Origin of the sequence: Pantoea sp. B270 (assembly GCF_018726825.1) — a bacterium.
Taxonomy (GTDB): Bacteria; Pseudomonadota; Gammaproteobacteria; order Enterobacterales; family Enterobacteriaceae; genus Pantoea; species Pantoea dispersa.
On record NZ_JAHCSX010000001.1, the window covers coordinates 3133303 to 3150853 of the forward strand.

The window sequence follows — 17551 nt, forward strand, 5'->3', positions numbered from 1 at the left end:
GTCTGGCACCCGGTAAGTCATGGGATTCAGCAAAGGATGGCCCTGCCAGGTGTGAACGGCTGCGCGATAAAGACAGGGATCTTCTCACCGGCTCGCCAGTCACTCCGCTGTGGCGCAGAACTGGCCTTCCAGGAATGAAAAAAATGAAGCATTACTCGCGGTTAACCTTCGCTATTTTGATCGAACTGGGGCTCAGCGCCTCACTGCTCTCCGGCAGCGCCTGGGCAGCAGAGACTTCCAGCAAGACGACTTCCAGCAACGCCTCTTCTCCCGATGCCAGCGCGATGGACGGTGGCACCTTAATGGTGACGGCCCAGCAGCAGACGCTGCAGGCACCGGGGGTGTCCACCATCACCGCCGATGAGATCAAAAAGCATCCACCGGCGCGCGATGTCTCAGAAATTATCCGTACCATGCCGGGGGTTAACCTGACCGGTAACTCGACCAGCGGCCAGCGCGGCAACAACCGTCAGATCGATATTCGCGGCATGGGACCGGAAAATACCCTGATCATGGTGGACGGCATGCCGATCACCAGCCGTAACTCAGTGCGTCTCGGCTGGCGCGGTGAGCGTGATACGCGCGGCGATACCAACTGGGTGCCGCCGGAGATGATTGATCACATCGACGTGATTCGCGGGCCGGCCGCGGTGCGCTACGGTAACGGCGCGGCGGGCGGTGTGGTGAACATCATCACCAAAAAGTACAGCGATCAGCAGTGGCACGGTTCGTGGAATACCTACTTCAACGCGCCGGAACACAAATCGGAAGGGGCGACCAAACGCACCAACTTCAGCCTTGAAGGGCCGCTGGGCGACGACTTCAACTTCCGGCTGTATGGCGGCTTAGCCAAAACCCAGGCCGACGCGTACGACATCAATGAAGGGCACGCGGCAGCGCGCACCGGCAGCTATGCCGGCAGCTACCCGGCAGGCCGCGAAGGCTCGGTAAACAAAGACATCAATGCGTTGCTGAGCTGGGCGTTTGCGCCCATGCAGACGCTGGAGCTGCAGGCCGGTTACAGTCGTCAGGGCAACCTGTACGCGGGCGATACGCAGAACACCAACACTAACGCGCTGGTAAAGAGCCTGTACGGCGATGAAACCAACCGTCTGTATCGCCAGAATATTTCACTGAAATGGACCGGCGCGTGGGACAACGGCATCAGCACCAGCAGCTGGGCGCGCTACGAGAAAACCCGCAATACGCGCATTAATGAAGGTCTGGCGGGTGGCACGGAAGGGATCTTCTCCAACAGCGGGTTCAATACCATCCAGCTGGACGATGTGCTGCTGCACAGTGAAATCAGCCTGCCGTTTGAGCTGGGCGTCAATCAGACCGCGACGCTGGGCACCGAGTGGAACCAGCAGCGCATGAAAGATCCTTCGTCGACCACCCAGGCCGCCAGCAACGGTGCCGTGCCAGGCATCGCCAGCACCGGCCGCAGTCCTTATGCCCAGGCGGAGATTTTCTCCCTGTTTGCCGAAGACAACATGGAGCTGACCGACAGCACCATGCTGACGCCGGCGCTGCGCTTCGATCATCACTCCATCGTTGGCAACAACTGGAGCCCGTCGCTTAACCTGTCACAGGGGCTGGGCGATGACTTCACGCTGAAGATGGGGATTGGCCGGGCCTACAAAGCGCCGAGTCTGTACCAGACGAACCCGAACTACCTGCTGTACAGCAACGGCCAGGGCTGCGCCGCCAGCACCGGCGCCTGCTATCTGCAGGGTAATCCGAATCTGAAAGCGGAAAACAGCATCAATAAAGAAGTTGGGCTGGAGTGGAAGCATGAAGGTTATCAGGCCGGTCTGACCTGGTTCCGTAACGACTACCGTAACAAGATTGAAGCCGGCTATGCGCCTTCAGGTAAAGCCTCTAACGGCACCACGGATATCTATCGCTGGGAGAACGTGCCGAAAGCGGTGGTGGAAGGGCTGGAAGGTACGGTCAATGTTCCCTTCTCTGACAGCGTGATGTGGAATAACAACTTCACCTACATGCTGCAGAGCAAGAACAAGGAGACCGGCGATCGTCTGTCGATCATTCCGGAGTATACGCTGAACTCGACGCTGAGCTGGCAGGCAACGCAGGATCTGTCGCTGCAAACCACCCTGACGTGGTACGGCACCCAGACGCCGAAGAAGTACGACTACAAAGGACAGCCGGTGACCGGCAGCGCCACCGACAAAGTGAGCCCGTACTCAATTGTCGGCCTGAGCGGTACTTACGATATCAATAAGTACGCCAGCGTGACGCTGGGCATCGATAACCTGTTCGATAAGCGCCACTTCCGTGAGGGCAATGCGCAAACCACCGGTAACGCCACCACCGGCGCTTATCTCTACGGTGCCGGTGCCAATACCTATAACGAATCAGGCCGTACTTACTATATGAGCCTCAACACCCACTTCTGATGGCGTTCAGCCAATCAGTTGCGTTGGCAAACAGCAGCGGGCAATCAGTCCGCTGCTGTCTTCGCGGTTGACCAGTTCCAGTCTGCCACGATGCATCTGCACAATACGCAGCACAATGTTCAGGCCCAGGCCGCTGCCGCCATAGCGTTGATCGCGCCGCCGGAACGCCTGCGTCAGCTCTTCTGCCGCATCGGCATCAATACCCGGCCCCTGATCCCACACTTCAACCCAGACCTGCTGTTGCATCTGACGCAGCTTCACCTGCACGCTGCTGCCTTCCGGACTGTAGCGCGATGCGTTCTCCAGCAAATTGCGCAGCATCAGGCGCAGCAGCACCGCTTCACCCTGCTGCGGCACATCGTCGCCGTCTGGCCAGTGCAGCGTCTGCTGACGCTGGGCATACAGTTCAGCCATCTCCGGCATCAGCGGCTGCATGATGTCACGCTGCCACTGCAGCTGCTGATAGTGGCCGCCCGCCAGCGCCTGACCGGCGCGCGACAGCATCAGCAGCTGTTCGACGGTGTGCATCAACTGGTCGATACGCTCAATCAGCATGGCGCTTTGCGGCACCTGCTGCTGATGCAGAAGCTCAAGATGCAGGCGCAGCCCGGCCAGCGGCGTACGCAGCTCGTGCGCGGCGTCGGCGGTGAATAATCGCTCCTGCTGCAGCGTGTGGTCGAGACGGGAAAACAGCTGGTTGATGGAGGAGGTGACCGCAACAATCTCATCCATCTCGGAGTAAATCGGCAGCGGCGTCAGGTTGTCGGCAGAGCGGTGGGCAAGGCTGTCCTGTAACGATTTGAGCGGACGGATAATCCAGTTGATGGCCCAGAACGACAGCAGCAGTGTCAGGCTTACCATCACCAGCGAAGGCAGCAACAGCGAAGCGATGGCCTCACGGATCTCATTCTCCACGCGATCGTTACGCGCCTGGGCCGACAGGGTTTCGTTGACGAGGAAACTGATCTGTTCGCGGCTTTCGTGCCACAGCCAGATGGCGCTCATCACCTGGCAGGTGAGGAGAATCAGCGCCAGCATGATCAGTAACCGCTGACGCATGCTGTTCATTCGCGCAGTTCCAGCCGGTAGCCAACGCCGCGCACGGTTTTGATGCGATCTTTCCCCAGCTTACGGCGCAGATTATGAATGTGGACTTCTAATGTGTTGGAGCCGGGATCGTCGTTCCAGCTGTAGAGATCCTGCTGCAGCGTTTCGCGATGCACATTCTGCCCCACGCGCATCAGCAGGCGGGTGAGCAGGGCGAACTCTTTGGGGGTGATCTCCAGCGGCAGATTCTCCAGCAGCACCTGCTGCGAGCTGAGATTGAGCGTCAAATCACCCTGCTGCAGCAGGTTGTCGCTGTGCCCCTGATAGCGGCGGATCAGCGCGCGCACCCGCGCCTGCAGTTCTGCCAGCGCAAACGGCTTGACCAGGTAATCGTCGGCACCGGCGTCCAGCCCGTCGACGCGATCCTCCAGCGCATCGCGCGCGGTCAGGATCAGCACCGGCACCGCGATGCCGTCGCGCCGCCACTGGCGCAGCAACGTGGCGCCATCGCGATCCGGCAGGCCGAGATCCAGCACGATCAGGCTGTACTGGCTGCTGCGCAGCAGGGCGTTGCTTTCCGCCGCGCTGCCAGCGCAATCCACGGCGTAGCCCTCGCTGCTCAGCGCCTGCGCCAGGCCCGATTGTAATAACGCATCATCTTCAACGATCAACAGTTTCATTAGTTGTTCTTGTTAATGTCGGTATAGAGCCGGCTCTCAAAGCGCACCAGCGGAATCCGCCGCGTTTTCTGGTCTTCCGGCGGTACCGCATAGCCAGAGAGGAACTGGACAAAGGCCACGCGCGCACCGCTCGACGTGGTGATGAACCCAGCCAGATTATAGACGCCCTGCAGCGAACCGGTTTTTGCCGACACTTTGCCATCCAGCCCCGCTTCGTGCAGACCGCCGCGATACTGCAGCGTGCCGTCATAACCCGCCAGCGGCAGCATCGAAATATAATTCAGCGTGGCGTCATTTTTGGCGATGAACTGCAGCACCTGCATCATGGTATCCGGCGCGATCAGGTCATGACGCGACAGGCCGGAGCCATCCACCTGAATGCTGTTGCCGAGGTCAACGCCGGCTTTTTCGCGCAGCACACGCCTGACCGCATCCGAACCGGCGCGGAAGGTGCCCGGCACGTTAAAGTAGTGATGGCCGATGGTGCGGAACACGGTATCAGCGATCATGTTGTCTGACTTTTTCAGCATGGTGTGCAGCAGGTTGTGCAGCGGTGCGGACTGCGTCGAGGCCAGCACCGTACCCGGTGACGTCACCTGCGTCTGGCGCACTAAATGGCCGCTGTAATCAATATCGGCGTCGCGCAGCTGCGCTTTAAGGATCTCGCCGGCCCACGCGGCGCCATCCTGCACGGCAAACGCCAGGGGCAGCGGTTCCGCACGCTGGCGCATACAGCCGGTCAGCGTGTAGCGATTGAGCTCGCCGGGCACCACGTCGAGCTCGCAATACTGCCCGTCACCGCTGTTGCGTCCGATCGTGCGCACCTGGCTGAACATGTGCGCCGGATAGTAAGAGGCGATGCGCACAAAGGCGTTTTCGCCGGGCGTATTGGCACTGTAGAGCGAAACCGAGAAGCAGTTTTTATCAATAATCGCCGCACCTGGCGGGGCGCTGAAGCACTGTGTCAGATCGTTCCACGGCCAGCCTGGCGCCATATCGTGACTGGCGAACACCGAGGTGTCTATCACCAGATTGCCCTTGATATGGTTGATGCCCTGCTTTTTCAGCGCCGCCACCATATTGCGCAGATCCTGGCGGCTGAGCGTCGGATCGCCGGCAAAGCGCGCTACCAGGTCGCCATTTAAGGTGCCATCGCTGACCGCGCCTTTGGTCTCCAGCGTGGTCTGAAAACGGAAGTCCGGGCCCAGCTCCAGCAGTGCCGCCAGCGCGGTGATCACTTTCATGGTACTGGCCGGCAACGCCATCTGTTTGCCGTGATAGTCGATTATCGGGGTGGATGCGCCCACTTTTTGTACCATCAGCGCCAGGTTTGCGCCGTCTGGCAAATACTGCATGTATTCTTCAACGGGTGCTGCTTGTGCCTGCAGCATAAACGCACAGGTTAATCCGGTAACAAGTCGTGAAAATCGCATAATCTCGCGGTAACTGACGGGTGAAGGCGTCAATACTATGTCCCCGGACGGTGCAAAGTAAACAATGACCCACAGGGAACTCTGGGGTAAAATACGTATCAAAATGCAAAACCGATACCTGACCCGGAAAGCTTTCCGGGTCAGGATTCTTTTGCTTGTGAAAAGAGGTTACGCGCCGCAGAAGCCGATCTTCTGCTGTCACCGGTCAGGATGACGCCGTTAACCAGGATAGATGACGAGGAGCCAAAATGAATCAGATTCCGATGACGTTGAAAGGCGCTGAGAAGCTGCGTGAAGAGCTGAACGAACTGAAAACCGTTAAGCGTCCGCGCATCATCGCCTCTATCGCCGAAGCCCGTGAGCACGGCGATCTGAAAGAGAATGCCGAATACCACGCCGCGCGCGAAGAACAGGGGTTCTGCGAAGGGCGTATTCAGGAGATTGAAGCCAAGCTCTCCAATGCACAGGTGATTGACGTGACCGCCATGCCGAAAACCGGCCGCGTGATTTTTGGCGCCACCGTCACCGTGCTGAATGTCGATACCGATGAAGAGTTTACTTACCGGATTGTTGGTGACGACGAAGCGGACTTTAAACAGAACCTGATTTCCGTGAATTCGCCGATGGCGCGCGGTCTGGTGGGCAAAGAGGCCGATGACGTGGCTATTGTCAAAACCCCAGGCGGCGATGTGGAATATGAAGTGCTCAAAGTGGAATACATCTAAGATATTGCTACGCTTTGAAATGCGCAGCTGCATATTGTAAAGAAAGGAAAAAGGCCGCGCTGCGGCCTTTTATCCCATGCAGGAGCATGGCACTTTCTCTGCCCGTCGGACGAGCCGTAACGGTACGCTTAACGTGGCAGAGTAATTTTGCGCTCTTTGGCAGGGCGATACAGCACCAGCACGTTGCCGATGACCTGAACGTTGTTTGCCTTAGTTTCACGCACGATAGCGTCAACGATCAGCTGCTTGGTTTCACGATCTTCCGAGGCAATTTTTACCTTGATCAATTCGTGATGTTCGAGCGCCTGTTCGATCTCGGCGAGCACGCCTTCAGTCAGGCCATTGCCGCCCAGCATGACCACTGGCTTCAGTGGATGGGCAAGGCCTTTCAGGTGCTGTTTTTGTTTGGTACTCAGATTCATCGTATTTTTTGCTTACTCAGGGATTGAAAACGGTTCATTCTACCGCCATCTCGGGTATATCGCCAAATCAACGCGACCCATTGCGTGCTGATTTATCGCTACGATGACGATTTAACTGGAAATATTATGACGGGTAAAAAGCGTTCGGCCAGTTCCAGTCGCTGGCTTCAGGAACACTTTAGCGATAAATATGTGCAACAGGCACAGAAAAAAGGGTTGCGCTCGCGCGCCTGGTTTAAACTGGATGAAATTCAGCAGGGTGACAAGCTGTTCAAACCCGGTATGACCGTAGTTGACCTGGGCGCTGCGCCCGGCGGCTGGTCGCAATATGTGGTACAACAGATTGGTTCGGGTGGCCGTATTATTGCCTGCGATCTGCTGCCGATGGATCCCATCGTCGGCGTTGACTTCCTGCAGGGCGATTTTCGCGACGAAGCGGTGTTGAAAGCGTTACTGGAGCGCGTGGGCGACCAGAAAGTGCAGGTGGTGATGTCGGACATGGCGCCGAACATGAGCGGTACGCCTGCGGTCGATATCCCACGTTCCATGTATTTAGTTGAACTGGCGTTAGAAATGTGTCGGGATGTACTGGCACCTGGCGGCAGTTTTGTAGTGAAAGTGTTTCAGGGAGATGGCTTCGATGAATACCTGCGGGAAATTCGCTCCCTGTTTACGAAAGTGAAAATTCGTAAGCCGGACGCTTCGCGATCACGTTCGCGCGAAGTGTACATTGTGGCGACAGGGCGCAAACTGTAGCCCTCCATACCGGAATCAAAGCAAGGCGAAACGGCGTTTATTCTGATGCGTAATTCTGAGTTTCAGGCTAAACAGGCAAAATCATCAGCGCCGCGATTCCAGGTATGAAGGATATATAGTACCCTACGCTGTCTGTTAACACCGTTGTAATATGAGGTTAATCCCTTGAGTGACATGGCGAAAAACCTGATTCTCTGGTTAGTCATCGCGGTCGTGCTGATGTCAGTATTCCAGAGCTTTGGGCCCAGCGAGTCGAATGGCCGTAGGGTTGATTATTCAACCTTCCTGTCGGAAGTGAACCAGGATCAGGTCCGCGAGGCACGTATTAACGGGCGTGAGATCAACGTAACCAAAAAAGACAGTAATAAATACACGACCTACATTCCTGTCAACGATCCCAAGTTACTCGATAACCTGTTGACCAAAAACGTCAAAGTTGTGGGTGAACCACCGGAAGAGCCGAGCCTGCTGGCTTCCATCTTCATCTCCTGGTTCCCGATGCTGCTACTGATTGGCGTGTGGATCTTCTTTATGCGGCAGATGCAGGGCGGCGGCGGCAAGGGCGCGATGTCCTTCGGCAAGAGCAAAGCCCGTATGCTGACCGAAGACCAGATCAAAACCACCTTTGCTGACGTTGCGGGTTGCGACGAAGCAAAAGAAGAGGTGGGTGAGCTGGTGGAATACCTGCGTGAGCCGAGCCGCTTCCAGAAGCTGGGCGGTAAAATCCCGAAAGGCGTGCTGATGGTGGGCCCTCCGGGTACCGGTAAAACGCTGCTGGCGAAAGCGATCGCCGGCGAAGCAAAAGTGCCGTTCTTCACGATTTCCGGTTCTGACTTCGTAGAAATGTTCGTTGGTGTCGGTGCATCACGTGTGCGCGACATGTTCGAGCAGGCGAAGAAAGCGGCACCGTGCATCATCTTTATTGATGAGATCGATGCGGTGGGTCGTCAGCGTGGCGCCGGTTTAGGCGGTGGTCACGACGAACGTGAGCAGACGCTGAACCAGATGCTGGTTGAGATGGATGGCTTCGAAGGCAATGAAGGCATCATCGTTATTGCCGCGACTAACCGTCCGGACGTACTGGACCCGGCGCTGCTGCGTCCAGGCCGTTTTGACCGCCAGGTGGTGGTAGGTCTGCCAGACGTGCGCGGCCGTGAACAGATTCTGAAAGTGCATATGCGTCGCGTGCCGCTGGCAACCGACATTGATGCAGCGATTATCGCACGTGGTACGCCGGGCTTCTCCGGTGCGGACCTGGCGAACCTGGTCAACGAAGCGGCGCTGTTCGCTGCGCGTGGCAACAAGCGCGTGGTGTCGATGGTCGAGTTCGAGAAAGCGAAAGACAAAATCATGATGGGTGCGGAACGTCGCTCCATGGTGATGACGGAAGCGCAGAAAGAATCCACCGCGTATCACGAAGCGGGCCATGCGATTATTGGTCGCCTGGTGCCGGAACACGATCCGGTGCATAAAGTGACGATTATCCCGCGCGGCCGTGCGCTGGGTGTGACCTTCTTCCTGCCTGAAGGCGACGCGATCAGCGCCAGCCGTCAGAAGCTGGAGAGCCAGATTTCAACGCTGTACGGCGGTCGTCTGGCAGAAGAGATCATCTACGGGGCGGAACACGTTTCTACCGGTGCTTCAAACGACATCAAAGTGGCGACCAACCTGGCGCGCAACATGGTGACGCAGTGGGGCTTCTCGGAAAAACTCGGTCCGCTGCTGTATGCGGAAGAGGACGGTGAAGTGTTCCTCGGCCGTTCAGTGGCGAAAGCTAAACACATGTCGGACGAAACGGCACGCATCATCGACCAGGAAGTTAAACACCTGATCGACAGCAACTACCAGCGTGCACGCCGTATTCTGGGTGAGAACATGGATATCCTTCACGCGATGAAAGACGCGCTGATGAAGTATGAAACCATCGACGCACCGCAGATCGACGACCTGATGGCGCGCCGCGAAGTGCGTCCGCCAGCAGGCTGGGAAGATCCAGGCAGCAACAACTCTGACAGCAACGGTACGCCAAAGGCGCCACGTCCGGTTGATGAACCGCGTACGCCAAACCCAGGCAACACCATGTCAGAACAGTTCGACAAGTAACAGGCCTGTTCCTAAGCAAAAACCCCGGCTGGTCCGGGGTTTTTTACATTCCACAATCCAGTGATTCCTCAGGGAGATTTTCGCCATGAAGTTGTACGCCCGTGATACCCATCTCGATCTGTCGTTTCCCCATGTGATGGGAATTTTAAATGTCACGCCGGACTCCTTTTCTGATGGCGGAACGCACAACACGCTGGTCGACGCGCTCACGCACACCAACGAGATGGTGAATGCCGGTGCCACGATTATCGATGTGGGCGGCGAATCAACGCGTCCCGGTGCTGATGAAGTCTCAGTGGAAGAGGAACTGGCGCGGGTGATTCCGGTGGTGGAAGCCATTGCGCAGCGCTTTGAAGTGTGGATTTCGGTGGATACGTCAAAAGCAGAAGTGATCCGCGAAGCTGCGCGAGTAGGCGCTCACATCATTAACGATATCCGCTCGCTGTCCGAGCCGGGTGCGTTACAGGCCGCCGCAGATACTGGTCTGCCGGTATGCCTGATGCACATGCAGGGCGAACCGCGCACCATGCAGCAGGCACCGGAATATCAGCACATCGTAAGCGAAGTGGACGCTTACTTCGCCGCGCAGATCGCCCGCTGTGAAGCGGCCGGCATTAAAAAAGAGCGTCTGCTGCTCGACCCGGGCTTCGGTTTCGGTAAGAATCTCAGCCACAATTATGAGCTGCTGGCGCATCTCAGTGATTTTCACCATCACGGCCTGCCGCTGCTGGTGGGCATGTCGCGTAAGTCGATGATTGGCCAGCTGTTAAACGTCGGCCCGGCACAGCGCCTGACCGGCAGTCTGAGCTGTGCGGTAATCGCCGCCATGCAGGGCGCGCAGATTATTCGCGTGCATGACGTTAAAGAAACTGTCGAAGCGATGCGCATCGTCGAGGCGACACGGAGAGCAAAAGGATAAAGGCATGAGCGATCGTAAATATTTCGGTACGGATGGGATTCGCGGCAAAGTGGGTGAAGCGCCCATTACCCCGGACTTTGTGTTGAAGCTGGGTTTTGCTGCCGGCAAAGTGCTGGCCCGTTCCGGCTCGCGCAAGGTATTGATTGGTAAAGATACACGGATTTCCGGCTACATGCTGGAATCGGCGCTGGAAGCCGGTCTGGCGGCTGCCGGGCTGTCTGCGGCTTTCACCGGCCCGATGCCCACGCCGGCCATTGCCTACCTGACGCGCACCTTCCGCGCCGAGGCGGGCATCGTGATCTCCGCGTCGCACAACCCGTTTGACGACAACGGCATCAAATTCTTCTCAGCCGAAGGCACCAAACTGCCGGACGACGTCGAAGCCGCCATTGAGCTGGAGCTGGAGAAGCCGCTGACCTGCGTCGAATCCGCTGAGCTGGGCCGTGCCAGCCGCATCGTCGATGCCGCCGGGCGTTACATTGAGTTCTGCAAAGGCACTTTTCCCAGCGAGCTGAGCCTGAACGGGCTGAAGATCGTGGTGGACTGTGCCAACGGCGCGACCTATCACATCGCGCCGAATGTGCTGCGTGAACTGGGTGCGAAGGTGATTGCGATTGGCGTGCAGCCGGACGGCATGAACATCAACAAAGAGTGCGGCGCTACCGATCTGCGTCAGCTGCAGCAGCGCGTGCTGGATGAAAAAGCCGATCTCGGCCTGGCCTATGACGGCGACGGCGACCGCATCATGATGGTGGATCACCTTGGACAGAAGGTGGATGGCGACCAGATTCTCTACATCATCGCGCGTGAAGCGCTGCGTCAGGGCCAGCTGCGTGGCGGCGTGGTCGGTACGCTGATGAGCAACATGGGGCTGGAGCTGGCGCTGAAGCAGCTGGGGATTCCGTTTACCCGCGCCAAAGTGGGCGACCGCTATGTGCTGGAAAAAATGCAGGAGAAGGGCTGGCGCATGGGCGCGGAGAACTCCGGCCACGTGATCCTGCTGGATAAAATCAGCACCGGTGACGGCATCGTAGCAAGTTTGCAAGTACTTACTGCGATTGTGCGCAACCACATGAGTCTGCACGATCTGTGCAGCGGCATGAAGATGCTGCCACAGGTGCTGGTCAATGTGCGTTTCAGCGGCAGCCACGATCCGCTGGAGAGCGACAGCGTCAAAGCGGCTGCCGCAGAGGTGGAAAAAACGCTGGCCGGGCGCGGGCGTGTGCTGTTGCGCAAATCCGGCACTGAGCCGCTGATTCGCGTGATGGTGGAAGGCGAGGATGAGGCGCAGGTGACCGAACTGGCGCACAAAATTGCCGATGCGGTAAAAGCGGTTTAACTGCGTTATGGGCGGTCAGTTTGCTGCTTTCCGCCTGTAAAATCACCGGGATGGCGCTTTTTTCCGCAATCGCAAAACTTCGTGTAAATTGCGCTTGCAGAGGTATGCGCCTTTGGTTAGTATTCACACCCGCTTCTGATGGGTGATGACGAGACTCCCCGTCAATATTGGTTGAAGCTTTAACTGTGCGGATAACGCGCAAGGAAACAGGTTGATTATGTACGAAGCTCTGTTGGTTGTTTTCCTTATTGTAGCGATTGGCCTCGTTGGTCTGATCATGCTGCAGCAAGGCAAAGGCGCTGATATGGGAGCCTCATTCGGTGCAGGCGCTTCTGGTACGCTGTTCGGTTCAACCGGGTCTGGTAACTTCATGACTCGCATGACCGCAGTACTGGCTACGCTGTTTTTCATTATCAGTCTGATTCTGGGCAACCTGAACAGTAACAAGACTTCCAAAGGAAGCGAGTGGGAAAACCTCAGCGCGCCGGCTCAGTCTCAACAGCAGACTCAGCCAGCTAAACCGGCCACGCCGGGCAATGATATCCCGCAGTAAGATCGTCAGCGCTAAAGCGACATCGTATCGTCGCAGTCAGTGAAGTGCCGAGGTGGTGGAATTGGTAGACACGCTACCTTGAGGTGGTAGTGCCCGATTGGGCTTACGGGTTCAAGTCCCGTCCTCGGTACCAAATCTCAGTATAACTTGCATTTTTCGCAAGATCGGCGTAATATTCGCCACGTTTTCGGACGCGGGGTGGAGCAGCCTGGTAGCTCGTCGGGCTCATAACCCGAAGGTCGTCGGTTCAAATCCGGCCCCCGCAACCACTTTCCCTTAGAGTTCTTTTTCAAATATACTGTATGCATCGACGGACGCATCCGCAGTCAGTTTTGAAAAAAATTCTGCTGGATGGTGTGCCGAAGCCGCATCGCGGCATACAGGGTCCAGTCACAAAAAGCCCCGAATTTTCGGGGTTTTTTGTTATCAGGAAATCGTAACACTGGGCTTTAGGCCCTTTTTTTATGTCTTGGGGGTGGGCTTGTCCACATTAGAGCAAAAGTTGACAGAGTTGATCTCTGCTCCGGTAGAAGCGCTTGGCTACGAATTGGTCGGTATCGAGTTCATTCGTGGTCGCACATCAACCTTGCGCATCTATATTGATAGTGAAGAGGGTATCAATGTTGATGATTGCGCCGATGTTAGCCACCAGGTCAGCGCTGTAATGGATGTGGAAGATCCTATTACGGTGGCTTACAACCTTGAAGTTTCCTCACCGGGTCTCGATCGCCCTCTGTTCACCGCGGAGCACTATGCGCGTTTCGCTGGCGAAGAGGTGAGCCTGGTACTGCGTATGGCCGTGCAGAACCGCCGTAAATGGCAGGGCATCATCAAGTCTGTCGAAGGCGAGATGATCACGGTAACCGTTGAGGGTAACGATGAAGTGTTCGCGCTGAGCAACATTCAGAAAGCGAACCTGGTCCCCCACTTTTAAAAGTCCGGATTGAGGCTAACCAGGATGAACAAAGAGATCTTAGCTGTAGTAGAAGCCGTTTCTAACGAAAAAGCCCTGCCGCGTGAGAAAATCTTCGAAGCGCTGGAGAGCGCTTTGGCCACTGCGACCAAGAAGAAGTATGAGCAGGAAATCGACGTGCGCGTCAGCATTGACCGTCGCAGCGGCGATTTCGACACCTTCCGTCGCTGGGTGGTTGTAGAAGAAGTCACGCAGCCAACGCGCGAGATCACGCTGGAAGCAGCACGCTTTGAAGATGAAGCCTTCAATCTGGGCGATTATGTTGAAGATCAGATCGAATCTGTCACCTTCGACCGTATCACCACGCAGACCGCGAAACAGGTTATCGTCCAGAAAGTGCGTGAAGCCGAGCGCGCGATGGTGGTCGATCAGTTCCGCGAGCAGGAAGGCGAAATCATCACCGGCGTGGTGAAGAAAGTGAATCGCGACAACATTTCACTGGATCTCGGCAACAACGCCGAAGCGGTGATTGTACGTGAAGACATGCTGCCGCGTGAAAACTTCCGCCCGGGTGACCGTATTCGCGGCGTGCTGTATGCCGTGCGTCCGGAAGCGCGTGGTGCGCAACTGTTCGTTACCCGCTCCAAACCGGAGATGCTGATCGAACTGTTCCGCATTGAAGTGCCGGAGATTGGCGAAGAAGTTATCGAGATCAAAGCGGCAGCGCGCGATCCGGGTTCACGCGCCAAAATTGCGGTAAAAACTAACGACAAACGTATCGATCCGGTCGGTGCCTGCGTCGGTATGCGCGGTGCGCGCGTGCAGGCGGTGTCCAGCGAGCTGGGCGGCGAGCGTATTGATATCGTGCTGTGGGACGACAACCCGGCACAGTTCGTGATTAACGCCATGGCACCTGCCGATGTGGCGTCAATTGTGGTGGATGAAGACAATCACACCATGGATATCGCTGTTGAAGCCGGCAATCTGGCTCAGGCGATTGGCCGTAATGGCCAAAACGTGCGTCTGGCATCCCAGCTGAGCGGCTGGGAGCTGAACGTGATGACCGTCGATGATCTGCAGGCGAAGCATCAGGCCGAAGCCCATGCAGCGATCGATATGTTCACTAAACATCTCGACATCGACGAAGAGTTCGCCACCGTTCTGGTGGAAGAGGGCTTCTCTTCGCTGGAAGAATTGGCTTACGTGCCAATCAACGAGCTGCTGGAAATCGACGGCCTCGACGAAGAGACCATTGAAGCCCTGCGTGAACGAGCAAAAAATGCGTTAACCACCCTGGCATTAGCGAAAGAAGAGAGCCTTGGTAATCAGGAACCTGCTGAGGACCTGCTGAATCTTGAAGGCCTGGATCGTGCGCTGGCGTATCGCCTGGCGTCAAAAGGCGTTTGCACGCTGGAAGATCTCGCTGAGCAAGGTGTTGACGATCTGACAGATATTGAAGGGCTGGATGATGAGAAAGCCGGTGCGCTGATTATGGCTGCACGTAATATCTGCTGGTTCGGCGATGACGCGTAATAACAGGAAGGAACAGCATGACAGATGTAACCGTAAAATCGCTGGCCGCCGAAATTCAGACTCCGGTCGATCGCCTGGTACAGCAATTTGCTGATGCAGGGATCCGTAAGTCTGAAAACGACGCCGTATCCCAGCAAGAGAAAGAGACCTTACTGTCCCACCTGAATCGTGAGCACGGTCAGACCGGTTCAGGCAAACTGACGTTGCAGCGCAAAACGCGCAGCACCTTGAATATTCCAGGCACCGGGGGTAAAAGTAAGTCGGTGCAAATCGAAGTCCGCAAAAAGCGCACATACGTGAAAGGTGATGCCGACGCTGAGCAAGCTCAGGCGGAAGCAGAAGCTGAGGCGCAGCGTGAAGCGGAAGAGCAGGCGCGTCGCGAGGCTGAAGAACAAGCCCGTCGCGAAGCTGAACAAAAAGCGCAACGTGAAGCCGAAGAGAAAGCCAAGCGCGAAGCCGCTGACAAGGCTAAGCGTGAAGCAGCGGAAAATGAGAAAGTGACTAATCAACCTACCGACGAAATGACCAAGGCTGCGCAATCTGACAAAGCCCGTCGTGAAGCTGAAGCCGCCGAACTGAAGCGTAAAGCGGAAGAAGAAGCGCGCCGTAAGCTGGAGGAGAATGCGCGCCGCGCGGCGGAAGAAGCCCGTCGTCTGGCCGAAGAGAAAGCCGCTGAATGGGAAAAACCAGAGGAAGAAGATAAGGGCGACTACCACGTCACCACTTCAACTCATGCCCGTCAGGCAGAAGACGAAAACGATCGCGAAGTCGAAGGTGGTCGTGGTCGCACCCGCACCACCAAGGCAGCGCGTCCGGCCAAAAAAGGCAACAAGCACTCTGAAGCCAAAACTGACCGTGAAGAAGCGCGTGCTCAGGTACGCGGCGGTAAAGGTGGCAAACATCGTAAACCAAGCACGCTGCAGCAGGGCTTCAATAAACCTGCTCAGGCGGTGAACCGTGACGTCATCATTGGCGAAACCATCACCGTTGCCGAACTGGCCAACAAAATGGCGGTGAAAGGCTCGCTGGTTATTAAAGCGATGATGAAGATGGGTGCCATGGCGACCATCAACCAGGTTATCGATCAGGAAACCGCCCAGCTGGTGGCCGAAGAGATGGGTCACAAAGTGATCCTGCGCCGCGAGAACGAGCTGGAAGAAGCGGTAATGGACGATCGTGATACCGATGCTGCGCAGGAAAGTCGTGCGCCGGTCGTGACCATCATGGGTCACGTTGACCACGGTAAAACCTCGCTGCTGGACTACATCCGCTCCACCAAAGTCGCCTCCGGCGAAGCGGGCGGGATTACCCAGCATATCGGTGCGTATCACGTTGAAACCGATAACGGCATGATCACCTTCCTCGACACCCCGGGCCACGCCGCGTTTACCGCAATGCGTGCACGTGGTGCGCAGGCCACGGATATCGTTATCCTGGTGGTGGCGGCGGACGATGGCGTGATGCCGCAGACCGTCGAAGCTATCCAGCACGCGAAAGCGGCCGGTGTGCCGGTGGTCGTGGCCGTGAACAAGATCGATAAGCCAGAAGCCGATCCGGATCGCGTGAAGAACGAGCTGACTCAGTACGGTATCATTCCGGAAGAGTGGGGCGGCGAGAACATGTTCGTTAACGTCTCGGCGAAAGCCGGTACCGGCATCGACGACCTGCTGAACGCAATTCTGCTGCAGGCGGAAGTACTGGAGCTGACTGCGATTCGTCAGGGTATGGCGAGCGGCGTGGTGATCGAATCGTTCCTCGACAAAGGTCGTGGTCCGGTAGCAACCGTGCTGGTGCGTGAAGGTACGCTGAACAAGGGCGATATCGTGCTGTGCGGCTTCGAATACGGCCGTGTGCGTGCGATGCGTGACGAACTGGGTCGCGAAGTGCTGGAAGCGGGTCCATCGATTCCGGTGGAAATCCTCGGTCTGTCCGGTGTGCCGGCAGCGGGTGACGAAGCGACCGTGGTGCGTGATGAGAAGAAAGCGCGTGAAGTGGCACTGTATCGTCAGGGCAAATTCCGCGAAGTCAAACTGGCGCGTCAGCAGAAGTCCAAGCTGGAAAACATGTTTGCCAACATGACCGAAGGCGAAGTGTCCGAGCTGAATATCGTTCTGAAGTCCGACGTACAGGGTTCTGTGGAAGCGATCTCCGACTCGCTGCTGAAACTCTCCACCGACGAAGTGAAGGTGAAGATTATCGGTTCTGGCGTGGGCGGTATCACCGAAACCGACGCCACCCTGGCCGCTGCGTCCAACGCGATCATCCTCGGCTTCAACGTGCGTGCTGATGCCTCTGCGCGTCGCGTGATTGACGCTGAAAACGTTGACCTGCGCTACTACTCCGTCATCTATAACCTGATTGACGAAGTGAAAGCTGCCATGAGCGGCATGCTGGCACCAGAGTTCAAACAGCAGATTATCGGTCTGGCCGAAGTCCGTGACGTGTTCAAGTCACCGAAATTTGGCGCGATTGCCGGCTGTATGGTCACCGAAGGCAACATCAAACGTCACAATCCGATCCGCGTACTGCGCGACAACGTGGTTATCTATGAAGGCGAGCTGGAATCTCTGCGTCGCTTCAAAGATGACGTCAACGAAGTGCGTAACGGCATGGAGTGTGGTATCGGCGTGAAGAACTACAACGACGTTCGCGTTGGCGATATGATCGAAGTGTTCGAAGTGATTGAAGTTAAACGCACCATCGAGTAA

14 protein-coding genes and 2 tRNA genes are annotated in these 17551 nt (G+C 56.8%); 12 read left to right on the forward strand and 4 right to left on the reverse strand.

Annotation, left to right across the window (positions count from 1 at the left end; translation table 11 throughout):
* Window positions 1-143 precede the first annotated feature (143 nt).
* Entirely contained in the window at window positions 144-2420 is a 2277-nt protein-coding gene (locus KOL70_RS14855) for a TonB-dependent siderophore receptor (protein ID WP_058770686.1), read from the forward strand.
* A 6-nt stretch (window positions 2421-2426) separates the two neighbouring features.
* Here the strand turns inward: KOL70_RS14855 and pmrB are convergent, their stop codons facing one another.
* From pmrB to dacB, 3 genes are read right to left on the reverse strand one after another with little or no spacing between them, the layout of a single operon-like run.
* Complete coding sequence (pmrB, locus tag KOL70_RS14860; RefSeq protein WP_104188015.1) at window positions 2427-3488, reverse strand: two-component system sensor histidine kinase PmrB; 1062 nt, start codon at window positions 3486-3488, stop codon at window positions 2427-2429.
* On the reverse strand, window positions 3485-4147 hold the full coding sequence (gene pmrA, locus KOL70_RS14865) for a two-component system response regulator PmrA (RefSeq protein WP_021507711.1): 663 nt from the start codon (window positions 4145-4147) through the stop codon (window positions 3485-3487). Before pmrA ends, pmrB begins: the two co-directional genes overlap by 4 nt.
* On the reverse strand, window positions 4147-5580 hold the full coding sequence (dacB, locus tag KOL70_RS14870; RefSeq protein WP_215480832.1) for a serine-type D-Ala-D-Ala carboxypeptidase: 1434 nt from the start codon (window positions 5578-5580) through the stop codon (window positions 4147-4149). The genes pmrA and dacB overlap by 1 nt, the downstream gene beginning before the upstream one ends.
* Window positions 5581-5828: 248 nt before the next feature.
* Here dacB and greA point away from each other — a divergent pair, with 248 nt between their 5' ends.
* Window positions 5829-6305: a transcription elongation factor GreA gene (gene greA / locus KOL70_RS14875; RefSeq protein ID WP_021507709.1), complete on the forward strand. Its 477-nt coding sequence runs from the start codon at window positions 5829-5831 to the stop codon at window positions 6303-6305.
* A gap of 128 nt (window positions 6306-6433) precedes the next feature.
* Here greA and yhbY read toward each other — a convergent pair whose 3' ends face one another.
* The gene (gene yhbY / locus KOL70_RS14880) at window positions 6434-6727 is read right to left on the reverse strand and encodes a ribosome assembly RNA-binding protein YhbY (protein WP_010617345.1); all 294 of its coding nucleotides are present in this window, start codon (window positions 6725-6727) and stop codon (window positions 6434-6436) included.
* A gap of 126 nt (window positions 6728-6853) precedes the next feature.
* On the opposite strand from yhbY, the gene rlmE reads away from it, so the two are divergent.
* The 10 genes from rlmE (at window position 6854) to infB (ending at window position 17551) form a co-directional block, all read left to right on the forward strand.
* A complete protein-coding gene (rlmE, locus tag KOL70_RS14885) occupies window positions 6854-7483 on the forward strand; it encodes a 23S rRNA (uridine(2552)-2'-O)-methyltransferase RlmE (protein WP_021507708.1) in 630 nt (209 codons plus the stop codon).
* Window positions 7484-7657: 174 nt separating this feature from the next.
* On the forward strand, window positions 7658-9586 hold the full coding sequence (gene ftsH / locus KOL70_RS14890) for an ATP-dependent zinc metalloprotease FtsH (RefSeq protein WP_021507707.1): 1929 nt from the start codon (window positions 7658-7660) through the stop codon (window positions 9584-9586).
* Between the two features lie 85 nt (window positions 9587-9671).
* Window positions 9672-10505 carry a dihydropteroate synthase gene (gene folP, locus KOL70_RS14895; protein ID WP_021507706.1) on the forward strand — a complete coding sequence of 278 codons (834 nt, stop codon included), beginning with the start codon at window positions 9672-9674 and terminating at the stop codon, window positions 10503-10505.
* A 4-nt stretch (window positions 10506-10509) separates the two neighbouring features.
* A complete protein-coding gene (gene glmM, locus KOL70_RS14900) occupies window positions 10510-11844 on the forward strand; it encodes a phosphoglucosamine mutase (RefSeq protein WP_021507705.1) in 1335 nt (444 codons plus the stop codon).
* Window positions 11845-12061: 217 nt separating this feature from the next.
* The gene (secG, locus tag KOL70_RS14905; protein ID WP_010617340.1) at window positions 12062-12397 is read left to right on the forward strand and encodes a preprotein translocase subunit SecG; all 336 of its coding nucleotides are present in this window, start codon (window positions 12062-12064) and stop codon (window positions 12395-12397) included.
* A 46-nt stretch (window positions 12398-12443) separates the two neighbouring features.
* A tRNA-Leu gene (locus tag KOL70_RS14910) sits at window positions 12444-12530 on the forward strand.
* A 59-nt stretch (window positions 12531-12589) separates the two neighbouring features.
* Window positions 12590-12666: transfer RNA gene (locus KOL70_RS14915), tRNA-Met, on the forward strand.
* A 212-nt stretch (window positions 12667-12878) separates the two neighbouring features.
* Window positions 12879-13331 carry a ribosome maturation factor RimP gene (rimP, locus tag KOL70_RS14920; protein WP_031279732.1) on the forward strand — a complete coding sequence of 151 codons (453 nt, stop codon included), beginning with the start codon at window positions 12879-12881 and terminating at the stop codon, window positions 13329-13331.
* A gap of 24 nt (window positions 13332-13355) precedes the next feature.
* On the forward strand, window positions 13356-14843 hold the full coding sequence (nusA, locus tag KOL70_RS14925) for a transcription termination factor NusA (protein ID WP_021507703.1): 1488 nt from the start codon (window positions 13356-13358) through the stop codon (window positions 14841-14843).
* Between the two features lie 17 nt (window positions 14844-14860).
* A complete protein-coding gene (infB, locus tag KOL70_RS14930; protein WP_021507702.1) occupies window positions 14861-17551 on the forward strand; it encodes a translation initiation factor IF-2 in 2691 nt (896 codons plus the stop codon).